The following is an 18,153-nucleotide window of genomic DNA, read 5'->3' as shown; positions in this document are numbered from 1 at the left end:
ATTTACTCCGAAAACGTGTTTTCCAGTAGTCGCTCCTGGCGCAGATAAACGATTTTGAAATCGCGATTAAAGCGAATGCGCACCTGAGCAGTCGTATTCTGGTACTGCTGTCGGGATTTGCGAAATGCCCGGCTTTTTTCCAGATAGGTGACAACCCGCGAACCATCACGCACGGGCTCGCTGATAGTTAGGCTGCCGGGTATGCCTTGGGTTTCACCTTCCAAAAACTCCGGGAAGTGTGACCTATCTAACTCGGCGCTAATGGCGGCCGGCGTGGTATTCTGCAAAGTATAAAACCGCTCGACGGCAGGCGCAAAATGCTGTGCCGCATTGAAAGGCGGCGCTTTCAGATCTTCATAGTACGAGCTAAGCGCGCTACGAACCTTTGCTTCTACCTCACCCACTTTCGCGCTTGACGCTGGTGAAGTAACTGGTGTCTGGTCTGAGGCAGCTTGACCTTCCTCTGGGGCAGTAGACGGAGCCGAAGTGGTAGCAGGTGCCGTCGCTTCTGACGCTGAAGGTGTGGGAGCCGGTACTATGGGTTCCTGAGCGGCGGGCGCCGGAGCGCTGCGAGCAGAATCGGTGGTAGCTGCGGGGGGCGTGGCGGGTAAGGCAGGAGTTACCCGTGCGGTATCTGATTCAGCATCGGCATCAGTTACGGACGGAAGCTCCAGCTGCTCGACCTGGGGGCCAACTTCCGGCGCAACACTAACGGTATCGGCGCCGGAGCGCGAGAGGCTGGTGAGGCGTTCGGACTCCCGATCATCCATCACGAGGTAAGCTATCAGGGCGAGCAAGGCCAGAATGCCTCCGATGATAAGAGCAGTAGCGAGCGGGCTTCGACCAGACGGCGGCGGAATAGCCGGACGAGAGCGTCGGCTATCTGAAACCTGTGGCTCGGTGGGCGTGAGAGAATCAGCATCACGGTAAGACGATGAACCCACTTTCACCATCTCAACGGGGCGCGTAAAAGTATCAATTGGCGGAGCTGGCCTTTTGGGTGACGCTTGACTTTGCTCGCGCGGAGGCACTACGGGTGGCACAGGCGGCACCACTGGCGGTGTGAACACAGGCGGAATCGAGGCTGCTGGGCGCGGTGCAGGCTCTACGACCGACGGTGGCACAGCCATTTCAGGAGGCCTTACCTGATCCTCTACTGAGCCAATCGTGACCGTCGGATCATGCTTAAAGTCCCAAGACGGTGGCGGTGGCGGCAGGGGCGCAGAAGATGTGACTACCGTAGCAGATGTAGCAACAGATTCAGCCGGCGCTGGGGCGGAGTTGGCGGTGCAGACGGTGGCGTCGCGGGGGCAGCAGTTGACTCGCTTGTATCGCTAAAGAGCAGCTTGCGTTTGAGTACCTCAAATTCAGCGGGCGTGATGGCGCCTGCATCCAGCCATTCTTTCAGTTGGCGTAAGGTAGCAAGGGCAGAAGGCTCGTTTTCCATAGGGCAAAGGCGGCAAATAAACCGAAGCAAAAGCAACGGCAAAACGCATTTGCTACCTACTTACGTTCAAGTGTGGTCAGACGATCACGTCGACGTTCTAAGCGAAGTTTACGCAGCTCCAGTTGCTGAGCGTTGGTTATCAGTTTAACCGAATCCTGACGGGCTTTGAGCGTATTTTCTACGTTTTGCTTTTGGAGCGTTTCGATGCGGGCCAGATTACTGGTGGTATTCGCTTGCAGGTTCTGGATGTTTTTTTCCAGCTTCTCCCGCTCCTTTTCTACTTCCTTCACTTGCTTCTCTGCCTCCGTTATTTGGTCTCTGTAGGCTTTGATGCGGGCCGCCGCCGCAAAGCTTTGAACCATGGTGCGCATGGCCGCATACTCCGACGGCGTTTGGGTGGCTGACATAAATGAATTGCCCCCCAGTGTGGCCCACACGGCTAGCTCGGCTACGGTATCGGCGGGGCAACGACGCTGGAATAAAGGTCAATCAGCTTGCCTGATACGCTGGAAACGGGTGTTTGCTTGGCTACCAGCAAGTCCTTTTTGCCCACGCCAAAGGTGCCATCACCCTTTAGCCGGATGCTGTAGGTGTCTTTCAGCCAGGCTTGCCAATAGTCGCGCAGCCATTGCGCGGTGCCATCAACCTGCACTTTCAGGGCTTCCCGCTCTTTGCGCTCAAAACTGACAGTGCCGTCGCGCACATCGTAAAGCTGCGCGGCGGCGGGCTTAGAAAGCAGCCCCAAAAAGCCCCCCAGAAGCAATAGCATGTATATTTTTTTCATAGGATGCGGGCTTAAATATCGTGGCGCTCGAAGGTGGCGTGTAGGTCCTGGCGCATGTGCTCAAAGCGCTGCACGGCAGCTTGCAGAAACTCGTCGTCGAGCAAGGTGCGGACTTCGGCATCGCCGCCGGTCAGGTCCATTTCGCTGACCTTGTACGTTTGCTCCAAAGGGCCTTTTTCCAGCTTAATCAGGTATTTACCGTTCCAGGAAAAAAGTGTGATTTTGGCATCTGGGTGCGGAATATCGGCTACGTGGCGCATGGCTAAGGGCTTTTTCTGACGAATAGGCGAAGATAGGCAGCCCGCGCTCAACAACGACTTGTGTTACCGTGAAACCACTCTGTCTGCAAGTAGCGTATACGGCTGTGCCGCCCCCTTCTTTTCCCCGTCAATCATTTTTATCATGCCACAAGGAGATAAATCGGCTTACACCGACAAGCAGAAGCGTAAGGCCGAACACATCGAGGAAACCTACGAAAAGCAAGGCTTGTCGGAAGATGAAGCGGAGCGCCGGGCTTGGGCCACCGTCAATAAGCAAGATGGTGGTGGTAAGAAAAGTGGCTCGGGCCGCAAGAAGCCTACAAAAGAGTAATCGACCACCTACAAATCATAAAAAAAGCCCCCAGCATTGTGTTGGGGGCTTTTTTATTAGCTAAAAAATGAAACTAGGCCACGGTGTGCAGAATAACCCACAGCGAAGTAGCCGAAATAACAAGCCATAGCAGCACGCCCAACCCAAAAGGTCGTATGCCCACTTTGCGCACCACCTCCATCGACAGTCCGGCTCCAATCAGGAATAAGGTGAGTGTTAGGCCTACTTTCGCTATCTGGGCTGCTATGGCACCTGCTCCGCGTAACGCCGGCACGTAGGTGGTGAGCAGCATGGCTCCAATAAAGCCCAGAATGAAGTAAGGCAGCTTAACCTTGGTACCTGGCGTTTTAAACAAAAAGGCCGTGCCAAGCGCCACCGGTATTATCCAAAGGGCGCGGGAAAGCTTCACGGTGGTGGCCACTTGCAGCGCCTGGTCGCCGTAGTGACTGGCAGCACCCACCACGGAGCTGGTATCATGAATGGCAATGGCGCACCACAATCCAAACTGATATTGAGTCATTTGCAAGGCATGACCCAAGGCCGGAAAAACCAGTAGCGCCACTGAATTGAGCACGAACACGGTACCCAAGGCCACCGAAAACTGCGACTTTTCGGCTTGTATTACCGGGCCAACTGCCGCGATGGCGCTGCCACCGCAGATAGCGGTACCACACGAAATCAGGTGGGCCGTTTTGCGCTCAATGCCCAGCCAGCGGCCCATGCCGTAGCCCAGCACCAGCGTACCCAAAATAGTGGCTACGGTAAATGCAAACCCTTGGCGCCCAGCCTGAGCAGCGGTGCTGGCATCGATGCCAAAACCTAAGCCTACTACCGAGTATTGCAGCAGCTTACTCGTGTATTTGTGAGTTTGCGTAGCAAATGGATTGCCGATCAGCAGAGTTACCGACAAGCCCAGACCCAAGGCCACTGGTGGCGAGGACCAGGGGGTGAGGCAGAAGATCAGCCCGACCCAGAAGAGAACCTGCTGCGGTGTCAGGGGGTAGCCTAACACCATGAAGGGATGCTTTAAAAACGACGCTGCATGATGGTGTGCTGAGTCAATACGGGCGGAATGAGAAGCAAAAGGCCGGGCAATTTTCATGGAGTAAAGCGCTACAAGCTCTATTCCAGAACAACGCTTTTCAAGCGCACCGGATAATCAAAAATGATTATCTATAATAACTTTTAGTTATAAGCCAGTCTTGCTATGGCGATGCGTATACGTCAGGAAGCGCTGGGCCTGAGCAGATAAGGGCTGCCCCTGAACCCACACCACCTCGAAGCGCCGCGAGAGCCGCAACTCCTGCACGGGCACAATCTCCAGCCAGCCAGCCGCTTCTTCCTTCATCAAGGCGCGCCGCGACACAAAACCCAGACAATGGGGTGCCGCCTCCAGATAAGATTTAATGCCTTCCGTGTTATCCAGATAAAGCGCAACGTTGAGATCCGACAGCTTGATTTTGTGCGCCCGCAATGCATATTCCAGCACTTCCAGCGTACCGGAGCCCCGCTCCCGCAACACCAGCGGATGCCGAAGCGCGTCGGCCAGGGTCATGTTCTCGGGGGCTTTTTTCCAGGATCGGCGCAACGTACGGCTACCAGCTCATCATCGAGGAGAAGCTCATAATGGAGGTCGCGGTTTTTAACCTGACCTTCTACAAAGCCCAAGTCAATTTGCCCCCTGAGCAGCGCTTCGGCAATCTGCTCGGAGTTGCCGTTGAGCAAGGTCAGCTCCACGCGCGGGTATTGGGCCTGAAAACCGGGCAAAATGGGTGGCAGCACATACTGAGCCAGCGTGGTACTGGCGCCCAGACGCAGTCGGCCGGCTGCTTCATCGTGCAGAGCGTGGAGCTGGTTTTGCAGGCGCTCGTGCAATAATTCCACTTCATCGGCGTGGGTGAGCAGCAGCGTACCGGCGATGGTCAGGCTCACGCGGTTGCCGCGCCGCTCAAAAAGGCGCTGACCGTAGCTCGTTTCCAGCTCACGGATATGCTTTGTGACGGCGGGCTGGGTGATAAACAGCTCCTGCGCGGCCTTGGTAAAGCTCAGGTGACGCGCCACCGCTTGAAAAACACGCAGACGAAAATCAGGCATGCCGCAAGCTACGATTAGCGCCAGAATTTCACCGGTGTAGGCGTTTTCAGCTTTAGTTTTTACTTCTCAAAGGCGGTCATGCAGAGCGGAGCGAAGCATCTCGCGTGTTTAGTTGTTTAGCTTGGCAACGTCAGCACGCGAGATGCTTCGCTGTGCTCTGCATGACCGGCGGGAGAGCGCTCAACAGACTTCTAGTACAGAATGTCGTCTATGGGCTCCAGCTTTTTCGGCACTTTGGTTTCGCCCAGCATTTCGCGCAGGTCAATCTCGATGGTGCGGCAGATGCTTGTCATGGGCACATCGTTCATTTGATTCTCAAAGGGGTTTTCGCTGGTATGACCCACTACTTCAATTGTGTTGAACACCCAGGCTATGAGCACCGAAAACGGAATAGTAAGCCAGATATGATCGGGGCCCATGCGAGCAAACTCACTAATCAGACCAAAGGGCAACATCAAGGAAAACAGCCACACGAACACAAAGCTGTAGTAGGCATACTGGCGCGGAAAGGGCGTATTTTTGATTCGCTCGCAGCCACCCTGCAGGTTATACAGCTCCTCCAGCGTCTGCATAAGGCGCATGTGCTGAAAGTCGTTGAGCAGGCCCCGCTCCTCGCGCAGAATGCGCAGCTCGGCGGCCTGAAGCCGGATAATATGCGCCGCCGGATTCTGCAAATCCCGAATATTATCACTCTCTTCTTTGCTTAGAAAAGGAGCTACATCGGCATCCCAATAGTCGGCTACCTGGCGGCGCAATTGCAGTCGAACGGAATTGCACCAGGCTATCTGGCGGTACAAGAGGTGCTGGTGCCGACCCGTTAGCTCCTCGGCAGTAGCTTCGGGGGCATCTACGTCGGGCGCATCTACGCGGGAAGTCACAAACTCCAGCGCCTGCACCGCCCACAGGCGGCTGTAGTTAACGATACCACCCCACAGCTGCCGGCCTTCCCAGAAACGGTCGTAGGAACCGTTATTCTTAAAGCCGATGTAAAAAGAAACGGCAATACCCAGCGTGGCCACTGGCTGCCACGGAATAGCTATTGACTTAATATTCAGGGGGCCATACACTACGCATACCAAAAAGGCGTGCAGCAGAAAGATGCATACGCTACGCCAGGAGAACTTCCAGACGACGCGCCAGCGAATATTATTACGAACGTACACGCTTCAGCAAAATAAAAAGCTACAAATGGCGAGACCCCGCAGATGCGCAGGGACCCATTTGCTCTATACGCAAAAGCTCAACAATCAGGCAGTACGCAATAGCTGATGGTAGCATTTGTCTGAATTAATCGGCCGAAACATCAATGGCGATGCCCATGAGCTGCATCAGCTTGCTGGCGTTGAAGCTACGGCATAAGCCCGGCGTGAGGTGATAGTCAAACCGAATTTCGTCGCCTTCGATGGTGCTGTTGAAGCTATAATTGGTTACGGCGCCGGGCAATTCATCGGCCAGAGCGCCCAGCTCCAGATCGTGGGTGCTGATGAGGCCGCTGGCGGGGCGCTGGTGGAGCTGGTGAATAAGCGCGCGGGCCCCACGGTGCCGGTCGCGGGAGTTGGTGCCTTTCAGGATTTCGTCGAGCAGGTAAAAAACGGGCGTACCCGCGGCCGTCAGCTCCAGCAAGAGGCGCAGACGCTTCAATTCAGCATAGAATGAGGAAGTGCTTTCGGCCAGATTATCCTGGGTGCGCATGGCCGTATACACTTGGGCCGGACTCAGGCGCAAGCGGCTGGCACAAACGGCCCCGCCGGCCAGGGCCAACACCATATTCACGCCCACAGTGCGCAAAAAAGTAGTTTTACCCGACATATTGGAACCCGTAACAACACCCGTGCACCCCGCTCCTATCGTGCTAAAATCGTTGGTGATGCGCTCGGTGCTGAAGATAAGCGGATGCCCCAGGCCTTCGGCCGTAAACTCCAGCGCTTCGCTGCTGAGCTCGGGCACCGTGTACATAGGGTTGGCAAACTGATACGCCGCCAGACTTACCAAGGCTTCTACCTCGGCCACAACATCGAGCATAGTCGCTAATTTGCCCCCTAGCTTGCGCTTCCAAGCTTCGAGGCGCCACATCCAGAAGAAATCCCAGAACAGCAGATTATTGGCAAAAAAGGCCGCCAGCGTACTTTGGCGCATTGAGAAATAGGCCACAATGCTTGCTAGCTGACCAATAAGCTGCGAGGCGGGCACAGTGCCTGGCGCGTTCACTACAGCCTGCAATCCTAGCAGTTGGGGCGATGTAAATGTCTGGGTTTCGAGCAAGGCTAGCTGGTCGCGGTAAGCGCGCAGCACATCATACATGCTGTCGCTGTGCTCGAAGTAGTCGTCGCGGGCCACGCGGTAATAGTGATTAATGCCCCCAGCACAAGCAGAAACGGCACAACGATTCCAAACGAATAGCCCGACAGCCACAGCCCCGCGCTGGTAAGCGCCAGCGGCGGCAGAATGAACAAAGCCACTTTCAGCCAGGCTTTATCGGCGAAGAAATCGGGCTGCTGTAGCCAGTCAGCGAAGCGGCGCGGATCGTCGTTCTGACGCGGAAAGTGCCGGGCGCGGGCCTGCCACTCCTGCTGCCAGATAACATCGGGGGTCAACTCGGCCACGGCAGCCTGACGGGCGCGCACGACGGCTGGTGTGGCAGCTTGCCGCAGCCAGTCAGCCAGCCGATCCTGGCCCAGGCGGGAGGTGGCACGGCTGAGCAGCTGGAACAAGGAGTGCGGACCAAACACATCGAGGTCGGCGGCGTAGGCATGGCTGGCATCCAGGTAGCGTGCGCCAGCATCGAACTGAGTCAATTTGCCCCCTAGCCGTGCCAACTCCTCCTGATTGATTACGCCCAGCAGCCGATAGTGATTGTAGTGGTACCCCAGGCGGCTGTGCCAGCGCATGACGAGCACAAACACCACGTACAGCGCCAGCACGTACGCCAGCCCAGCCAGGTTATTGCCATTACTGAACAAATAATAGCCCCCCAGCGCACCCGCCCCAAACACGACTACCCGGACCCAGGCCACGGCCTGGTGGCGCCGCCCGTAGTACTGCTCCTGCTTGGCGTGGGCAGCAAGATTGTCAGTGAATACGTCGGCGGGCGCGACGGAAAGCGGGCGAAAGGCAGCAGGTTGGGGCACAGGCAAGCGACAGTTGAGCCTAAAAGTACCAAAGCCTAAGGCATTTTCCGGAGTTATCCGTCTAGTGCTTTAGAGGCGACTCAAGTTATTCTATGCCTAAGGCCTTAGTAAACGATACTACTTTTTGTCAGGTACCAGACCATCAGAGGAGCCTGCTTACGCCACATCGGGCGTCATCTGAACCCAGTGGGCCGCTGGTGTGGTTGTTGTGACACGGCTATGTTATCCACTTTTAACCTTTGCTTTATGCCCCTATTGCGTCCCCTCCGCTGTCTGAGCTTGTTACTGCTGATGAGTGCCGCAGGCTTTTCCAGTGTTCAGGCCCAGCAAAAGCTGAAAGCCCCCAAGCCCAACGCCGACGAGATTTATGACACCGTCGGTCAGCCCGCTGTGCCCGTGGGCGGCGTGGAAGCGTACGCGCAGTATCTGGCCGACAATCAGCAATACCCCACAGGAGCCTTACAGCGCGGCGTGCAGGGCACGGCACCCGTTACGTTTGTGGTGGAAAAGTCGGGCGTTATTTCCAATGTAGCCGTTACGCAGCCCCTCGACCCGGAATTAGATCAGGAAGCTATTCGCCTCATCAAAGGCGGCCCAAAATGGACGCCGGCGCAGCACCGGGGGGCAAAAGTTCGGCAGCGCGTCACGGTACCCGTGTCCTTTGCTATTCCAGCAGATGAGTCGGGCGCTACGGCTGCCGCCGCGCCTGCCGGAGCTACCACCCCATCGGGCGCTACGATGGTAAAACCCGATGAGCCTGCCCGGCCCGTAGGTGGCACCGAGGCTTTTTTTACCTGGATTCAGGAAAACCAGAAATACCCGACGCTGGCCCGTCAGCGCAAAGTAGAGGGCCGCGTGATGATGGAGTTTATCGTAGAGAAGGATGGCTCGCTCGTTGAGCCTAAGGTTATTAAGCGCCTTGGCTCGGGCCTCGATGAGGAAGCGTTGCGCCTGATCAAAGCGGCTCCCAAATGGACGCCCGCCCGCTATAAAGGGCAGCCAATGAAGCAAAAGATGGTGTTGCCGGTTGTGTTTCAGCTGTAAAAGCTCTGCGCCGGCAACTCAACTATAACTCATATTATTATAAATCAGTGACTTATATTTATTTATTCCGCTCCGTTTTCTTGCCGCCTACACTATGCTTTCTCCGCTTCCCCTCGTTTCGGCTCCTCCTGTAGCACCCACCATGCCTTTGCCTGCACCTGGCTCGCAGGTAATATGGGCGTACCAATCCCGTTTTCAGCAGGCGGCTCAGGCTATTGCTAATGGCATTTTTGATACGCTGGATGATGATTTAGCGCCTGATGTCCTCCTGATGGGCATTCCGGTAGCTGAGCCCGACCAACAAAATGAAGATGTACTAGCCGCCGTTTGCCTGGAGCCCGCCGACTGTGGCCTTGATTTCGCCCACTTCGGCCGGGTGCTGGCTCGGGGCCAGGAGTTCCAGCTCCGGGAGCCCTGGGGGCTTATTTTGACCGTGAGCAGGTGATGAGCGAGGAAATGATCCGGCGCAAGCAGCATAGCATTGGTCTGCGGCTGGCGGTGCAGGAAGTTCTCGACAAGGTAGATTCAGCAGATAAAAAGCGTCAATCCTTCGCGGGCATACCCATTCAGATTGGTGATTTCTACGTGCTGACGGTATTGCGCCTCAGCCGCAAAGTTCTGCGCACTCACCCGGCCCTCACGCCCAACCGCTATTACACCGATGGCCGCTTGCTGGCGTCGTCGCTGGGCCTGGCGGCCGTGCTGCGCTTTCATGAGGAGTGCGTGAAGTCGTTGACGGAGCCCGAACCCGGCTCAGGCATGCTGCTGCGCCACCGCGAAACCGACGAGCTACTGCGCGCCGCTGGTAAGCTGCTCATGGATACGCCTGCCCAAGCGTTGGGCATCAGCCCGGCCACGGCTAAGCTGTTTGCCACCTACAACACCATTTCTTCCCTACGCTACGAGGGCGCGGAGGGCGTGGGCAAGATGTATCTGGCCAAACGCCGCCACCCTAACCTGGAGGAAGTGTTTGCCCTCACCTGCCCTACCCCGCTCACCGACTACCGGGCCGTGCGCAAGCTGCTGGAAATGACGACTTCCGACGTAAGCCTGCTCGCAGACGGCGAGAATGTGTACGCCCTCGGCCGGCCCATCGGTCATTATGACCCAAGCCGGGAAGATTTGTTCGTTATCAACTTCGTAACGCATTATGCCTGGGAATTTCAGCACGACGGCAAAGTACTGATGCGTACCACCTACGGCAACCCCAGTCTGCCGCGCGCGCGTCTCAACCGCAGCCAGTTCCGCAAAGATCTGCGCCGCACCTTTGATCTGACCGCCCCCGAAAAAGTGGAGCGCCTCTGGGACGTGGTGCTGGAAGCCAGCCGGCAAAAGCACGGAACGCTCGTCGTCGTCACGACCGAGGCGCTGGCCGAAGCTGACCGCCTCAAGCTGCAATGCACGCTCATCGAGCCCGTTCCGCTCACGCCGCTCATCACCCGTCTGGTTACGTCTATCGATGGCGCCGTGCTCGTGGATCCGGAGTCTTACTGCTATTCTATCGGGGTGATTCTCGATGGCAAGGCTTCAGGCAGGGGCACCAGCACGCGCGGCGCCCGCTACAACTCCGCCATTCGTTACGTGGAGAGCAGCCCATATCCGTGCATGGCTATTGTGGTAAGCGAAGACGGAATGGTAGATGTGATTACGAAGGAAAGCCTGGCGGAGGAAGAGTAGAGCACTGGGGGGCAAATTGCAGCCTACCTACTTTCCTATTGCCTGATTAGCCTACTGGCTTGGCAGCTATCCAAACCAATAGACTGTAAAAGTTGTGCCTTCGCCTACGGTACTTGCCACCTCTAAATGCCCCCCACGGCTCGTAACAATGCGCTGTATCAGATACAGCCCCACGCCCGTTCCGCCAATGTGAGGATGCTGGCGGTCAAAAAGCTGAAATATTGGGTTAGCATCTTTGTTCACTTCCATACCCAGGCCATTGTCCTGCACTTTCAGCCAGGGCTTACCCGCTTCAGTCATGCCGCTCGCTATGGTTATGCACGGCGGGCGCTCGGGGCAGGCATACTTGAGGGCGTTGCTCAGCAGATTGTGCAGTACGCTGCGCAAGTTGGCGCGGCCGTATATCAAGGTAGGAGCCGCCTTAAAGTCGAGATTTACAGTTGCTTCCGCATCCTCTACGAGTACGCGCAAACCCAACAGTACTTCCTCGGCTACACTACGCAAGTCGATTGCCTCCGTAGGGGCTGTTAACTGCCGTTGCTCCTGCACCGTGGCGGCCAAATCGTGGAGCGTAACGTCCAGCTGACCCAAAGCCCCATCGACCATTCGCAGTAGCACTTCGTGCTCTTCGTCATCGAAGGTCGCCGTGCGGCGCAGCTCATCAAAAAGCCCCCTGAGGTTAAACAAAGGCTGTTTCAGATCGTGGGAGGCGGTGTACACGAAAGTATCCAAGTCGCGGTTGGTGCGCGCCAGCTCGTCATATTGGTGTTGTAGCACTTCGCGCAGACGGTGCTGATCGTCTACATCCGTGCACGCGCCAAACCAGCGCAGCCCCCGGGCATCGGTCAGCTGCCGGGCCCGGATGATGTGCCAGCGGTACTGTCCATCGTGGCGGCGCATCTGAAAAAGGCCGTCAAAGCTTTCGCCGGAGGCTACACATTGTACCCAGCGGCGTGCGGCACTACTTTGCTCAGAAGGATGAATCAAGGACACCCAGCCCGTAGGCCCTAGCTCATCGGCTGATGAGCCGGTATATTCGGCAGTATGCTGATTATAATAGTCGATAAATCCCTCGGCGGTGGCCGTCCAGATAAGCTGGGGAATACTATCGGCCAGAAAACGTAGCTCCGCTTCGCCCCGACGTAGGGCATCGGCTAGCTCGCGCTGATCGTGCACTTCCGTAACGGCCCCGTGCCAGTAAGCGGCTTGGTCAGGGGCGTGCAGCTCGGGTACGGCCCGACTAAGCAGCCAGCGGTATTGCCCATCATGGCGCCGTAGCCGGTATTCGTGGCTCCACCCAATGCCAGCCTTCCGCGCGGCCTCCATCTGATACAACACCCGCAATCTATCCTCAGGGTGAACAAGCAGCGGCCAAATAGCATCCAGATCGGCGGTGGGCGGCTGCCCAGTGAAGTAGTACCACTGCGGGCTTACATACTCGTAGTTGCCGGCCGCATCCACGGTAAAGGTAATCTGGGGGGCAGTTTCGGTCAATACGCGCAAGCGCGCATCCAGGCGGCGCGTTTCGAGAGCCAGCTCGTGAGCACGTTGCCGCGCCTCCTCCTGTCCCGTCACATCGACGGCAAACAGCAGCAGCCCATGCACCTGGTCCTCATCATCCTGTAGCGGTTCGAGGGCAATATCGAAGTAGCGCGGAGTAGGCTCCTCGCCGTTGCTTCCAAGAAGAGGCAATCCGTATGCTTTAGCGACGAAAGGACTTCCCGAATCGTACACCTTCTGCATGACTTCGCGCAGGTCGGCGGGTAGAGATACATCGGTCAAAGGCTGGCCCTCAGGAGTGTTTCCGCCTAATAAGGCCTGCATTGCTTCATTTACAAAGCCATACCGCAACTCCGGGCCCAAAAGGGTAGCAATACCCGCCGGCATATGCCGTAGAATACGCTGAAGCTCCTGGTCACGCATGTAGATAAATCAAGACAGCAACAAAATAAAATGCGGCGCTAACACAGCAGCAAACGGAAGAAACGCAAGCCTCAACTCGGTTGAAGCGTTTGCTTTCTACCCTGACTGGCTATAACTCCCATGCTCACAAGAAATATCTACCTGCCTAGCACTGAGGAGCGGTGTTAATTGCCTACGCTAGCAGACTCAGCCGCTGTGGTATTGGCGCCAAATACGGCCTGGCGCACCAAGTCAACCAGAAGGGCATCGGCAATACTGAGCGTATCAGGTGTAGCGGGCATCTGATGGGGCAGAAAGAAGTCTGTCAGGGCACTAAACCCTTCCGGATCAATTGGATGAAAGGCCATTGACCAGTCAGGAAAGCTACGCGCCTCAATCGGCTTATCCGCGAGCTTAACCACGTTTGAATGGCGCCCATCCTGAGCAATCTTTTCGAAGAGCGGCCTGGTAACAGCTGGGTCGCCCTCAATCAGCTGAGCGATGTTGCCGTGGCTGTAAAACAGGATGCCAGTGACATTGTTGCGCGCATTATCGCGGCGGCATTGCGCCAGCAGCTCCTGCAATTCCTGATCGGATAAAGGCCGAACAGCCCGGCTCATGTAAGCAATATGGTTCATAGGAGAAAACATGGGCCACCACACATCATTCGAAAACTCTCAGAATCTGCCAAGTGGCAAGCAGCTCTACTGACGAGCTTGCAAGATACGGAGTCTTTTTTATCTGGTCCTCGCAGACGAAGATTGCGCCGGAGCTCAGTAACACACTGGCATTGGTGACAAGCCCAATCTAAACTGTAACGCAGGCGCTTTGATTTAAAAATAAGCAGTTTTTCCCAACAAAAAAGCCCCCAGCAACTCCGGGAGCCGGAATTCTAACCTTACACTACCCAACCGAAATACAGCTTGTGTTTTAGCGCTTAGCCCGAAACGACCAGGTAATCCGAAAAATGGCCACTATATCACGGGCCTGATCGGTGCCGGTGCTGGTGCATACCACGGTTCGGCCCTCGCCAGTAGCACGAGTCTCGGCAATAGCCTGACCAATACGGCCGCCATCGAAGCTGGTGAAGCTGATGAGCCCTACAGCTTTTTTCGTAAACTCTGCCTCCAGCCCCGTTACAAGCATCGATACGGGCGGGCCACTGCTGATATGCATCAGCGCGAGCACACCGCTGGCCATTTCGGCGGCCATGCTCAGGCAGGCAAAGTAGATGCTGCGAAAGGGATTTTTCGTCAGGTATTTATACGGCACCGTCACGGTAGCCTGTTCCGGCGTGACATCGCGCACGCGCAGGCCTGCCAGGTAAGCCATGGGTAAGCTACGCAGCATAAACAGGCGCAGCTTCAACGGATTCTGGATGGTACGACGAAAAGCGGCGGCATGGGGCGTGTCGGCGGGGCTTGAAGCAGTGTCAGGAGTGGTGGGCGGCATATGAAATGATTAACAGAGCATAAAGTAAGACGACTCATCCACCAAATCAATTTCAAGAGGCTACTATCATCTCATTACGAAGCCTTCTTCTCCAGAACCAACACAACTTTATTAAAGTTAGCAGCAGCATTTACAACGTTACGAAACGCTTCAAAGTCCTTTTTAGGCCAGCGTACTTCCCGGTAATGCTCGTTGATGGTCACCGTTACTGCTTGTCCCTTTTGCTCGTAGCTCGACTCAAATAAGTAAGTAGGCGTGGAGCCGGGGCCGGCTTTAGCAACGATGTTTAGGTCCTGCAAATTGCGCACTTGGTAGCCGGCTGGCAGCTCGAAGGTAATGGTACGCTGATAACGGCGGTTGTAGGCGTTTTCTACGTCATATTGACGCGTCTCATTTTGATACAATTCGGATTGGACCCCAAGTAAGGTACCAACTTTAAACAGGTATTTTGATCCGGCCCGGTCGAGTAGCGCAGCCGTTTCTACGGTGGCGTCTACTATAAACGGTTTAAGTAATGGGTTTAATCCGGGCTCCCCATTCGTAACGACCAAGCGTTGGAAGGTAGCATCAGGCACATTGCCTTTTACCAGCGTCTGCATCGCTTCTGTTCGCTTGTCATCCGGAATTTGTGAGTAGAATGGCTGAATTTGCTGTGCCTGGTAACCACCCATTGTCTGTTTGATATCAACAGTGGCTTTATCCATTGCCGCCCCGAACCGGACAGCTATAGCTAAGTCATCCTGGCTCTGATCAGCGGTCAGGGTAGGAATTTCGCGCACAGTGCCTACTGCCGATTCTGTGCTTCCTAGCTTCACGGTGCGTACAAACAAGCCCCGGGTAGCTGTCCATTCGGCTGGGATAAGTGGCATACGATAGTCGGCCCGGCCTGGCGCCAACCATTGCTTGGTAGCGGGTAGGTAGAAGGCGTAGTGCTCCAGATAATTCCACGTATCGAAAGCCTCGTCGAAAGGGGCTTCGTTACGATTGGAAGTAACCACCAGCTCGTGCTCAACGCTCAGCTTGCTCAGTATAGCCGCAAACAAGCGTGCAAATCCCATTTGCGAGGCCGCGCGCGTGGCCACCACCCGCACCAGGTCTTTGTCGGTGGCTTCGTTAAGTTGAAAATTGATTTTTATATAGTGCTCAGCTGCAGCAGCCTTCTCCGTAGAGGATGCCTGGGCCGGCAAATTCATTTGTTTGAGTAACTTATCCAGGGCTTTTTGCTCGTCTTTGGTGAAGCCGTATATAAGCGTGTGCAGATGCTGGCTTGCATCGGCCCAGGTGAATAAGCGCACTCGTCCGCGGGCAGAGTTATAGGCCAGCTTGTATTCCACACGCATTCGCTCGGCCTGCATGTTGGCGAAGCCTTCCTCAAGAGCAGCAGGCACATTGTCGAGGGCTATGCGCATTATGCGTTTACCATTCTGTACCGTATCGGCCACGGTGTTGGAGGTGGCGCCCTGGTAGAGGCGCATATCAAAGGTGAACTGCTCCGGCGAAATCAGCTCGAACGTGACGTTGTGCGCAGCCACTTCGCTTTGCATATAAGCACGCCCAAAGAAATTGGCGGCGTGCTCATAGCTGTATACGTATTCAATCTCGCTGCCTTTCTCGACGCCTTCCACGGCAAAGATTTTATAGCCACGGCCGCCATCTTCGTCCTTCAGCTCTTTCATGTTGGCCTCGCTCACTTCTACCACCTCGCCTCGGGGCTTATAGTGCGGGCCTTTAGTAACAGAATCTGACCACCATTCTGAACGGGCACGTAAATCTTATTGAAGCGCTCAATCCCATCGGAGGTATTGACGCGCACAATGCGATGATCTAAGGAGAATAAACGCAGGCTCTTAGCGCTTTCGTCATAGGTAAACTCGTGGGCGCTGAAATCGCGCATCACTACAGCCGGCATTTTAGCTTCGGCCTCTGTCACTGGCAGGCGCTTACGCTTGGCGTCCCAACTATAAGTGGCATAGGTTAGGTTGGGGGCAATTTTTGAGCACACAGGGCTGGAATAGTCAGCACGAATACGAAGGCCAGCAGCCAAGCGGAGCTGATACGTTTTTTCACTAGTAGTAATTGATAGGTAGAAAATAAAAACGAGGTATTGATACAGTGGAGTTCAGGCAAAAAAAGCCCCCCAAGGAGAATCAAGCTTTCTTCTTTTTCAGGATAAGCACATCGCGGTAAGCCGCCCCTAACTTGTCGACTACTGTGTTCCACTGGGCGAATTGGGCGGGCTCTAGTAGCAGGCAATCCATGTACAACTCTTTTTCCTGCACAATTTTGTTGCCTTGCCGCTCATAGCGAATTGAGAAGCCAAGCACCGCATCCTGCGTTTGCACATTCTCAGGCAAGTGTTCGATATCGTAGCCCGCTGGGATTTCAAACTCTGTGCGGGTGCGGGTGGTGTGGTTATAGTCGCTAAAGCGCGACAGGCGACGCTTGGCTACGTCGATACGGTCTGTACCATAAGACTGATCCAGATTCAGGTTCACATAGATCTCGTCGTCCAGGCGCTGCACATAATCCTGCAACCGGTATTCGTAGTCGATGGTGAGCGACTTATCGCGCGCATCGAGGTTCTGAACCGAATAGGTGTCCACAAAAAACTTGTTGTTTCCCCGCTCCAGCAGATTTTTAATTGTTTTCGACTCCTGGGTTTTGTCGAGACCATCAAGGGCATAGGATTGACGCACTTTAGGATAGCCATCGAGGGCGAGTTGCCCACTGCCCCGCAGGCCGGTAGTGCCATCCAACGCTACTTGCGACACGTCGACCACCACATTGCGCTCCTTCGGCATTACCGGCACGCTCACAACTTTGCAATTCTTGGCATCGAGCGAAAGCAGAGCGTCTTTACCCTGAATCATCCACGACGGCATCCCGAAAGGCGTGTATTTGCTGGTCGCATCTAAAAATACATACTCGCCCGACTTCGACTCGTAAGCCGTTATCATATGGTTATCCACACCTGGAGTTGCCAGCTCGGCGTAGTGGTAAGGCAGGTCGCGGGTACCAATCCACGTTAGATATGACTTCACTCCAGCCAAGCGCAACATTTGGTGCGTGAGGTTAGCCATGTCCTTGCAGTCGCCGTATCGCTTAGCATATACTTGGCCGGCATCATTCGGGATAAAGCCACGAAGTCCGTTTTCGAAGGCGATATAGCGTACATGATCTTGTACCCAATAATACACGCGCTGCACCCGCTCCTGCTCGGTTTTAGCTCCTACCATCAATGAGTCCACCACCCGGTGCAGGGCTGGATCCTCCTTTTTGTCGAGGTTGGCAATAAAGCCAGAATACAGCGTGTAAAGCTCAGAAATGCCCCCCAGCAACTTACGTGGCTGACCACCAATCACGGCTTCTTCCAGATAGTAAACTACATGGGGCACGTAGTAGTCCGATTCCGGTGCATTTTCATCGCGCGGAACAGCTGGCAGGTTGTCAGCTACCCAGCGGTAGATCACCGTGCTGCCTTTTTCCTGCTTGCTAAAGCTGACTTTGCCAGTCGGCACCTGAAACAGCTTAGCGCTTATTTTCACGGTGCGGGGGCAGTAATAGTTAGCTCCGCATGACGCACGGGCACGTAGGAGGCAAAATTGAAGGGTACCAGAAAGCGCCCATCGGGATGGCGCGTGGTGTAGTCGGCCACGGTGCGCGCACCGGGTACCACTGCCGGATAACTGAAGCTAGTAGAGCGTACGTCGTCAAAAAACACCCCCGGACGCATCTCAAACTTATTCTTGAAGTCCGTTACCTTAACCGTTTTGTAGTCATTATTGGCGGGCAGCAACGTACGGGCCTCCAGCTTTTGCAACCGATTGAAATAAGAGCTGTACACCTGATCGGGGCATAGGCCACTGACTGCGGCGCCAGATGCAGCATATCATAGTGATGACGCGCGAGCACCTGAACCGAGTCGCCTTTCACTTCTACCGTCAGGTCCTGACGGTAATCAAGGTAAACAGCTTTCTCCCCCGGATACTGCTGTTGCATCTGCTGCATTAGCTGCACAGGTTGCTGAGCAAGCG

At 55.4% G+C, this 18,153-nt stretch carries 23 protein-coding genes; 5 read left to right on the top strand and 18 right to left on the bottom strand.

Annotated features, from left to right (window positions below; translation table 11 throughout):
• Window positions 1-2 precede the first annotated feature (2 nt).
• The 5 genes from H9L05_RS10675 to H9L05_RS10655 all read right to left on the bottom strand — a co-directional run bounded on the left by H9L05_RS10675 (window position 3) and on the right by H9L05_RS10655 (window position 2,491).
• Window positions 3-1,070, bottom strand: a complete 1,068-nt coding sequence (locus H9L05_RS10675; protein WP_187734117.1) for a hypothetical protein — start codon at window positions 1,068-1,070, stop codon at window positions 3-5.
• A 164-nt stretch (window positions 1,071-1,234) separates the two neighbouring features.
• Window positions 1,235-1,447: an SHOCT domain-containing protein gene (locus H9L05_RS10670; RefSeq protein ID WP_187734116.1), complete on the bottom strand. Its 213-nt coding sequence runs from the start codon at window positions 1,445-1,447 to the stop codon at window positions 1,235-1,237.
• Between the two features lie 56 nt (window positions 1,448-1,503).
• Window positions 1,504-1,854 carry a hypothetical protein gene (locus tag H9L05_RS10665; protein ID WP_187734115.1) on the bottom strand — a complete coding sequence of 117 codons (351 nt, stop codon included), beginning with the start codon at window positions 1,852-1,854 and terminating at the stop codon, window positions 1,504-1,506.
• A 41-nt stretch (window positions 1,855-1,895) separates the two neighbouring features.
• A complete protein-coding gene (locus H9L05_RS10660; protein ID WP_187734114.1) occupies window positions 1,896-2,231 on the bottom strand; it encodes a hypothetical protein in 336 nt (111 codons plus the stop codon).
• An 11-nt stretch (window positions 2,232-2,242) separates the two neighbouring features.
• On the bottom strand, window positions 2,243-2,491 hold the full coding sequence (locus H9L05_RS10655) for a hypothetical protein (RefSeq protein ID WP_133271704.1): 249 nt from the start codon (window positions 2,489-2,491) through the stop codon (window positions 2,243-2,245).
• A gap of 142 nt (window positions 2,492-2,633) precedes the next feature.
• Here H9L05_RS10655 and H9L05_RS10650 point away from each other — a divergent pair, with 142 nt between their 5' ends.
• Window positions 2,634-2,822, top strand: coding sequence for a hypothetical protein (locus tag H9L05_RS10650; protein WP_187734113.1), 189 nt, complete (start codon window positions 2,634-2,636; stop codon window positions 2,820-2,822).
• Between the two features lie 73 nt (window positions 2,823-2,895).
• On the opposite strand, the gene H9L05_RS10645 is transcribed toward H9L05_RS10650, so the two are convergent.
• The 6 genes from H9L05_RS10645 to H9L05_RS23530 all read right to left on the bottom strand — a co-directional run bounded on the left by H9L05_RS10645 (window position 2,896) and on the right by H9L05_RS23530 (window position 8,044).
• Window positions 2,896-3,837: a YeiH family protein gene (locus tag H9L05_RS10645; RefSeq protein WP_187734112.1), complete on the bottom strand. Its 942-nt coding sequence runs from the start codon at window positions 3,835-3,837 to the stop codon at window positions 2,896-2,898.
• A 174-nt stretch (window positions 3,838-4,011) separates the two neighbouring features.
• Window positions 4,012-4,377, bottom strand: a complete 366-nt coding sequence (locus H9L05_RS24970) for a LysR substrate-binding domain-containing protein (protein WP_187734111.1) — start codon at window positions 4,375-4,377, stop codon at window positions 4,012-4,014.
• Window positions 4,374-4,916, bottom strand: a complete 543-nt coding sequence (locus tag H9L05_RS24965; RefSeq protein ID WP_187734110.1) for a LysR family transcriptional regulator — start codon at window positions 4,914-4,916, stop codon at window positions 4,374-4,376. Before H9L05_RS24965 ends, H9L05_RS24970 begins: the two co-directional genes overlap by 4 nt.
• Window positions 4,917-5,107: 191 nt before the next feature.
• Complete coding sequence (locus H9L05_RS10630) at window positions 5,108-6,079, bottom strand: bestrophin family protein (RefSeq protein ID WP_187734109.1); 972 nt, start codon at window positions 6,077-6,079, stop codon at window positions 5,108-5,110.
• Window positions 6,080-6,203: 124 nt separating this feature from the next.
• Window positions 6,204-7,253 carry a MutS-related protein gene (locus tag H9L05_RS23535; protein WP_223284871.1) on the bottom strand — a complete coding sequence of 350 codons (1,050 nt, stop codon included), beginning with the start codon at window positions 7,251-7,253 and terminating at the stop codon, window positions 6,204-6,206.
• The gene (locus tag H9L05_RS23530) at window positions 7,181-8,044 is read right to left on the bottom strand and encodes a hypothetical protein (RefSeq protein ID WP_223284870.1); all 864 of its coding nucleotides are present in this window, start codon (window positions 8,042-8,044) and stop codon (window positions 7,181-7,183) included. The genes H9L05_RS23535 and H9L05_RS23530 overlap by 73 nt, the downstream gene beginning before the upstream one ends.
• 246 nt (window positions 8,045-8,290) lie before the next feature.
• Here H9L05_RS23530 and H9L05_RS10620 point away from each other — a divergent pair, with 246 nt between their 5' ends.
• The 3 genes from H9L05_RS10620 to H9L05_RS10610 all read left to right on the top strand — a co-directional run bounded on the left by H9L05_RS10620 (window position 8,291) and on the right by H9L05_RS10610 (window position 10,765).
• Window positions 8,291-9,088, top strand: a complete 798-nt coding sequence (locus H9L05_RS10620) for an energy transducer TonB (protein WP_187734108.1) — start codon at window positions 8,291-8,293, stop codon at window positions 9,086-9,088.
• 94 nt (window positions 9,089-9,182) lie between these two features.
• Entirely contained in the window at window positions 9,183-9,533 is a 351-nt protein-coding gene (locus H9L05_RS10615; protein WP_187734107.1) for a hypothetical protein, read from the top strand.
• The gene (locus tag H9L05_RS10610) at window positions 9,533-10,765 is read left to right on the top strand and encodes a DNA integrity scanning protein DisA nucleotide-binding domain protein (protein WP_223284937.1); all 1,233 of its coding nucleotides are present in this window, start codon (window positions 9,533-9,535) and stop codon (window positions 10,763-10,765) included. The genes H9L05_RS10615 and H9L05_RS10610 overlap by 1 nt, the downstream gene beginning before the upstream one ends.
• Window positions 10,766-10,831: 66 nt before the next feature.
• On the opposite strand, the gene H9L05_RS10605 is transcribed toward H9L05_RS10610, so the two are convergent.
• From H9L05_RS10605 to H9L05_RS10575, 7 genes are all read right to left on the bottom strand, one after another.
• Window positions 10,832-12,688, bottom strand: coding sequence for a PAS domain-containing sensor histidine kinase (locus tag H9L05_RS10605; protein WP_187734105.1), 1,857 nt, complete (start codon window positions 12,686-12,688; stop codon window positions 10,832-10,834).
• A 164-nt stretch (window positions 12,689-12,852) separates the two neighbouring features.
• Complete coding sequence (locus H9L05_RS10600; protein ID WP_187734104.1) at window positions 12,853-13,305, bottom strand: BLUF domain-containing protein; 453 nt, start codon at window positions 13,303-13,305, stop codon at window positions 12,853-12,855.
• 292 nt (window positions 13,306-13,597) lie between these two features.
• Window positions 13,598-14,119 (bottom strand): PaaI family thioesterase, encoded by a 522-nt coding sequence (locus H9L05_RS10595; RefSeq protein ID WP_187734103.1) that lies wholly within the window; start codon window positions 14,117-14,119, stop codon window positions 13,598-13,600.
• Window positions 14,120-14,193: 74 nt separating this feature from the next.
• Complete coding sequence (locus H9L05_RS10590; protein WP_187734102.1) at window positions 14,194-15,819, bottom strand: DUF3857 domain-containing protein; 1,626 nt, start codon at window positions 15,817-15,819, stop codon at window positions 14,194-14,196.
• The gene (locus tag H9L05_RS10585; protein WP_187734101.1) at window positions 15,813-16,121 is read right to left on the bottom strand and encodes a hypothetical protein; all 309 of its coding nucleotides are present in this window, start codon (window positions 16,119-16,121) and stop codon (window positions 15,813-15,815) included. The genes H9L05_RS10590 and H9L05_RS10585 overlap by 7 nt, the downstream gene beginning before the upstream one ends.
• 145 nt (window positions 16,122-16,266) lie before the next feature.
• The gene (locus H9L05_RS10580; RefSeq protein WP_187734100.1) at window positions 16,267-17,664 is read right to left on the bottom strand and encodes a transglutaminase-like domain-containing protein; all 1,398 of its coding nucleotides are present in this window, start codon (window positions 17,662-17,664) and stop codon (window positions 16,267-16,269) included.
• Window positions 17,661-17,963 carry a DUF3857 domain-containing protein gene (locus H9L05_RS10575; RefSeq protein ID WP_187734099.1) on the bottom strand — a complete coding sequence of 101 codons (303 nt, stop codon included), beginning with the start codon at window positions 17,961-17,963 and terminating at the stop codon, window positions 17,661-17,663. Before H9L05_RS10575 ends, H9L05_RS10580 begins: the two co-directional genes overlap by 4 nt.
• Before the next feature lie 35 nt (window positions 17,964-17,998).
• Here H9L05_RS10575 and H9L05_RS24960 point away from each other — a divergent pair, with 35 nt between their 5' ends.
• Entirely contained in the window at window positions 17,999-18,130 is a 132-nt protein-coding gene (locus H9L05_RS24960) for a hypothetical protein (RefSeq protein ID WP_262892665.1), read from the top strand.
• The last annotated feature ends 23 nt before the right edge of the window (window positions 18,131-18,153 follow it).

The sequence above is a fragment of the Hymenobacter qilianensis genome (assembly GCF_014489555.1).
GTDB classification, from domain to species: domain Bacteria; phylum Bacteroidota; class Bacteroidia; order Cytophagales; family Hymenobacteraceae; genus Hymenobacter; species Hymenobacter qilianensis.
This window is presented reverse-complemented; position numbering and strand designations above follow the sequence as displayed.